Annotated in this window: 5 protein-coding genes; all 5 read left to right on the plus strand. The window is 65.8% G+C overall.

Annotation, left to right across the window (positions count from 1 at the left end; translation table 11 throughout):
- On the plus strand, nucleotides 1–512 hold a 512-nt coding region (locus tag M8A51_RS25945), incomplete at its 5' end, for a methyl-accepting chemotaxis protein (RefSeq protein ID WP_251781522.1).
- Nucleotides 513–806: 294 nt separating this feature from the next.
- Nucleotides 807–2,381: a methyl-accepting chemotaxis protein gene (locus tag M8A51_RS26360; RefSeq protein WP_259372168.1), complete on the plus strand. Its 1,575-nt coding sequence runs from the start codon at nucleotides 807–809 to the stop codon at nucleotides 2,379–2,381.
- A gap of 63 nt (nucleotides 2,382–2,444) precedes the next feature.
- The gene (locus tag M8A51_RS25960) at nucleotides 2,445–2,921 is read left to right on the plus strand and encodes a chemotaxis protein CheW (RefSeq protein WP_251781524.1); all 477 of its coding nucleotides are present in this window, start codon (nucleotides 2,445–2,447) and stop codon (nucleotides 2,919–2,921) included.
- An 11-nt stretch (nucleotides 2,922–2,932) separates the two neighbouring features.
- Nucleotides 2,933–4,528: a methyl-accepting chemotaxis protein gene (locus M8A51_RS26400; RefSeq protein ID WP_280926203.1), complete on the plus strand. Its 1,596-nt coding sequence runs from the start codon at nucleotides 2,933–2,935 to the stop codon at nucleotides 4,526–4,528.
- 42 nt (nucleotides 4,529–4,570) lie between these two features.
- On the plus strand, nucleotides 4,571–5,707 hold a 1,137-nt coding region (locus M8A51_RS26365; protein ID WP_259372169.1), incomplete at its 3' end, for a methyl-accepting chemotaxis protein.

The raw sequence follows: 5,707 nt of genomic DNA on the forward strand, positions 1-5,707 counted from the left end.
GCTCGGCCCAGGCCGCCAAGGAAATCAAGACCCTCATCGGCGCCTCCGTCGAGAAGGTCGAGTCCGGCGCCAAGCTGGTGCAGAACGCCGGCTCCACCATGACCGAGATCGTCGCCTCCGTGCAGCGCGTGTCCGACATCATCGGCGAGATCACCGCCGCCACCGCCGAGCAGAGCTCCGGCATCGGCCAGGTCAACACCGCCGTCACCCAGCTCGACCAGATGACGCAGCAGAACGCCGCGCTCGTCGAGGAATCCGCCGCCGCCGCCGCAAGCCTCAAGGATCAGGCCTACAGGCTCGCCGACGTCGTCAGCGCGTTCAAGCTCACGCAGGGCGCCCAGCTGAAGACGCGGCAGGTGATCGAGCATGCGCGCGGGCCCGCCCCGGTGTCGGTGCCGGCGCCGGCCCTCACGCCCGGGCCCGCGGCGCCACATCCGGCGGCCGCCCGCACCGAAGCGGTGCGCCCGGCCCCGCAACCGACCCCGGTCGGGGACGACTGGACCAGCTTCTGAGCGCCGGCGGCCGGGCAAAAACCGGGCATTTGCCCGCACCTGCCCCCCGAGCGCTCAAGAAGCCATCGATATCTGCCGATATTCAAGACGTTCGCCCGTCGTTCGGTGCAGACAATCATTTGCACCGCGGCTGGTAAACAGCAACTCGACACCGGAAGCCCCACACGACACATGGAGGCCCCGGTCGCCGCTGACAGCGTGGAGGGAACGGGCGCTGATGCCGATGCGCCTTCAGGCCGGACGGCCGCCCCCCCGACGCTTGTACCGGCAGAACGCGAAGTAGAAGGAGTTTCCATGAACCTGATCGACCGTTTCAACCGCACGCGCATCTCGATGCGGCTGGCCATCGCTCTCGGCCTGCTGATGGCGCTGATGGTCGGAGTGAGCGGCTACAGCGTGAAAAAGCTGTTCGATACCACCGCTGTGCTCGACCGTCTGGCGAACCAGGAGTGGAAGTTGATGCAGATCGCCAGCGAATGGAAATCGCTGGTCGAGCTGAACGTCTTTCGCGTCGCGACCCACTCGCGCCTCGGTACCGGCGACTACCCGGACCAGCTGATGAAGGACTATGAAACCACAGCGGTCGTCATCGAGCGGCTGCAGAAGCAGGTCGAAGGCCTGCTGAGCAGCCCTGCGATGAAGCAGAAGTACGAGCAGATCGCCGGCCTGCGCGATGCGATGTACACGATGGCGCCGCAGATCAAGAAGATGCGCGACGAAGGTGACTACGTCGCGCTCGAAGCGCTGCTCAACGGCGACTTCGAGAAGGCCCGCGTGGCCTATGTCGATGGCATCAACCAGCTGCAGGCGATGGCGCTTCAGGGCGCCGAAGCCGCATCGACCGACGCCCAGCAGCAGACCCGTGCCGCCGCGATCATCACGGTCGTGCTGGTGGCGGTCAGCATTGGCTTCTCCGGCTTCTTCGGCTGGTGGATGAGCCGCTCGATCGCCGGCCCGATCCGCAACGTCGTCGAGCATGCCCGCGCCATCGCGTCGGGCGACTTGTCCACGCAGGTGAGCGTGACCACCGGCGGCGAGGCCGGCGAACTGCAGCACGCGCTGGCCGACATGCAAGAAGCGCTGCGCAACATGGTGAGCCAGGTGCGCAACGCGACCGAGAGCATCACGACGGCCAGCACCGAGATCGCCAGCGGCAACCAGGATCTGTCTTCGCGCACTGAACAGGCCGCGTCCAACCTGCAGCAGACCGCATCGTCGATGGAGCAGCTCACCGGCACCGTGAATCACAGTGCCGACAGCGCTCAGCAGGCCTCGCAACTGGCCGGTTCGGCGACGCAGGCGGCACAGCGTGGGGGCGAGGTGGTCTCTCGTGTCGTGTCGACCATGGACGAGATCAACGCCGCGTCCAAGAAGATCGCCGACATCATCGGCGTCATCGACGGCATCGCCTTCCAGACCAACATCCTCGCGCTCAACGCCGCCGTCGAGTCGGCTCGTGCCGGCGAACACGGACGGGGCTTCGCGGTGGTCGCGAGCGAGGTGCGCAGTCTGGCGCAGCGCTCGGCCGAAGCCGCCAAGGAAATCAAGACGCTGATCGGCACCTCGGTCGAGAAGGTCGAGGGCGGCGCACGGCTGGTGGCCGACGCCGGCACGACCATGGACGAGATCGTCGCGGCCGTGCAGCGCGTGACCGACATGATCGGCGACATCGCGGCTGCTTCACGCGAACAGAGTTCCGGCATCGGCCAGGTCAACACCGCCGTCACCCAGCTCGACCGCATGACGCAGCAGAACGCGGCACTGGTCGAGGAATCCGCCGCCGCCGCAGAAAGCCTGAAGGACCAGGCGCAGCGCCTGGCCGGCGTGGTCGCGTTGTTCCGCCTCGATCCCGCGACGGCAGCCGTCTGAAAGACCTTCCCTCTCTCGAAATCCGCCGATCCGACAACTGACACCTGCAAGCACGACAGCACCATGGGCGCCAACGACAACTTCGCGAACACCGCCACCCGCCCCCGGGAGTACCTCACCTTCCGCCTCGGCAACGAGGAGTACGGCATCGACATCCTGAAAGTTCAGGAGATCCGTTCCTACGAGCCGCCGACCCGCATCGCCAATGCGCCGGGCCACGTGAAGGGCGTCGTGAACCTGCGTGGCGTGATCGTCCCGATCGTGGACCTGCGCCTGCGGTTGAACACCGAGAACTGCGACTACAACGCCTTCACGGTGGTGATCGTGCTGCACGTCGCCGGCCGTGTCGTCGGCGCCGTGGTCGATGGCGTCAGTGACGTGCTCGAGATCGCGGCCGACAGCGTGCGTCCCGCGCCCGAGATCAGCTCGGCGGTCGATTCGGGCTGCATTCTCGGGTTGGGTCAGGTCGGTGAACGCATGCTCATCCTGCTCGACATCGAACGCCTGATGACCGATCCCGCCATGGGTCTCGTGGACTAGGAGAAGACCAAATGCAAGCCATGACTCTGATGATGCGCAGTTTCACGATCCGCACGCGGATGATCGGTGCGATCGCAGTCGTGCTCGTCCTGCTGGGGATGGTCGGCGGCGCCGGTCTGTTCGGGCTGTTCCGTGTCCAGTCGCTGAGCAGCGACTTCATCGCCAGCTCCTCGGCCAGCGGCAGCGCGCTGTCTTCGCTGCGCGACGACCTCGGAATGATGCGCCGGCACGAAAAGGACATGATCATCAATTACGAGAACTCGAGCGCCGTGGTCAAGGGCAAGCAGGCCTGGACCAAGACCCTCGAAGAGGTTCGCGGCAAGCTCGCCCAGATGCAGAGTGCCGACCCGAAGGATGCAGCGCTCGTGCAGGAGCTGCAGGCCCATCTGGCCGACTACTCGAAGCAGTTCGAGCATGTGTCCAACCAGCTCGTGGCCGGGGCGTATGACACCGCGACGGTTGCGCAGCGTGTGATGGGCAAGGCCATCGCGTCCTACGACGAGGCCGAGAAGCGCCTGGAACTGCTTGAACAAGCCCTCGGCGAAAGCAGCCGCCAGGCACAGGCCAGCAACGACAGCGCGATGCAGCTGACCATCGTGCTGTTCGGTGCCGCCGTAGCATTCGCCATCGCGATCGTCGTGCCGCTGACGCTGCTGAACATGCAGAGCATCTGCAAGCCGATCGCGACCGCCCAGGCACTTGCCCGGTCGATCGCCGACGGCGACCTGACGCACAGCGTGGAAATCAACGGCAAGGACGAGACGGGCGACCTGCTGCGCGCGCTGAACCAGATGCAGACGTCGCTGCGCGATATCGTCTCCCGGGTGCATGTGTCCACCGAGAGCATCACCACGGCGTCGACCGAGATCGCCACCGGCAACCTCGACCTGTCGTCGCGCACCGAGCAGGCCGCCTCGAACCTGCAGCAGACGGCAGCATCGATGGAGCAACTGACCGGCACCGTGAAGCAGTCCGCTGACGCGGCCTACCAGGCCAACCAGCTCGCGGCTTCGGCCAGCCAGGTGGCGGCCAAGGGCGGCTCGGTCGTCGCGCAGGTCGTCACGACGATGGACGAGATCAACGCGTCCTCCAAGAAGATCGCCGACATCATCGGCGTCATCGACGGCATCGCCTTCCAGACCAACATCCTCGCGCTCAACGCCGCCGTCGAGGCCGCCCGCGCCGGCGAGCAAGGCCGCGGCTTCGCCGTCGTCGCCGGCGAGGTGCGCAACCTCGCCCAGCGCTCGGCCCAGGCCGCCAAGGAAATCAAGACCCTCATCGGCGCCTCCGTCGAGAAGGTGGAAGGCGGAGCCAAGCTGGTGCAGACGGCCGGCAGCACGATGCAGGAGATCGTCGGCTCGGTGCAACGCGTGTCCGACATCATCGGCGAGATCACCGCTGCGGCCGCCGAGCAGAACGACGGCATCGGCCAGGTGAACACCGCTGTCACCCAGCTCGACCAGATGACACAGCAGAACGCCGCACTCGTCGAGGAGTCGACCGCCGCCGCCGAAAGCCTGAAGGAACAAGCCTACAAGCTCGCCGACGTCGTGAAGGCCTTCAAACTGGAAATCCTTCACGACAAGAACGTCGCGCTGGCGCATTGATTGCTTTACGGGTACGGCCCGCTCAGTGCAAGGAGTGCTTCCATGAAAAGTCTCGGCCGACTGTCCATTCGTACCCGTCTCTACTTCAGCACGGTGTTCGCTCTGGTGCTGCTCACGCTCATCGGCGCGATGGGTTACGTGGCGCTCGGCAACACCCGTGTCACGCTCGACGAGCTGCTGCAGCGGCAGGTCTCGACCATGGTCGAGACCGGCAAGCTGCGCACCTCGATGGCGCAGGTGCGCCGCATCGAGAAGGACATGATCATCGACCACAACAACACGGTGAAGGTCGGTGAGCTGAAGGAGCACTGGAAGCAAGCCCTGGAGCAGACGCGTGCACAGCTTTCCGAGTTGAGCCGGCAGTTGAAGAACGAGCGGGATGCCGCGTTGTCCAAGCAGGCGCTCGCCTCGCTGCAGCAGTACGACGAGGGCATGGCGCCCATCATCGAACAGATCGAGCGCGCCCAGATCGACGGCGCCGCCGCAGGTGCCTACGCCGAACGCGTGAAGGAACACATCGAGACCGCCGACAAGCACATGCAGGACCTGGCCGCCGCACTGCGCCAGGACATGGAGACCGCCAAGGGCGAGCTCGACGAGCGCACCGGGGTGATGTCCAGCGCCCTCGCGGGCGCCATCGCCGTCGCCTTGTTGGTGATGATTCCGTTGACACTGTTCACTGTGCGCAGCATCACCGGCTCGTTGGTGCAGGCCCGCGATCTTGCCGCCCGCATCGCGCAAGGCGACCTGTCGAACGACATCGCAACCACGCAGCACGACGAGATCGGTCAGTTGGTCGAGTCGATGGCACAGATGCAGAACGCGCTGCGTGCGCTGGTCTCGCAGGTGCACACCGCGACCGACAACATCACCAACGCGTCGACCGAGATCGCCAGCGGCAACCTCGATTTGTCGTCGCGCACCGAGGAAGCCGCTTCCAGCCTGCAGCAGACCGCCTCGTCGATGGAGCAGCTCACCGGCACCGTCAAGCAGTCGGCCGACGCCGCCCGCCAGGCCAACCAGCTGGCGTCTTCCGCCTCGTCCGTCGCCTCGCGCGGCGGCCAGGTCGTCTCCCAGGTGGTCGCCACCATGGACGAGATCAACACCTCCTCCAAGAAGATCGCCGACATCATCGGCGTCATCGACGGCATCGCCTTCCAGACCAACATCCTCGCGCTC

Source organism: Caldimonas mangrovi (assembly GCF_023721835.1).
Lineage (GTDB): Bacteria > Pseudomonadota > Gammaproteobacteria > Burkholderiales > Burkholderiaceae_C > Caldimonas > Caldimonas mangrovi.

Coding starts and splice junctions, on each gene's coding strand:
- M8A51_RS26360 (WP_259372168.1), top strand. CDS start 807: ATGAACCTGATCGACCGTTTCAACCGCACGCGCATCTCGATGCGGCTG.
- M8A51_RS25960 (WP_251781524.1), top strand. CDS start 2,445: ATGGGCGCCAACGACAACTTCGCGAACACCGCCACCCGCCCCCGGGAG.
- M8A51_RS26400 (WP_280926203.1), top strand. CDS start 2,933: ATGCAAGCCATGACTCTGATGATGCGCAGTTTCACGATCCGCACGCGG.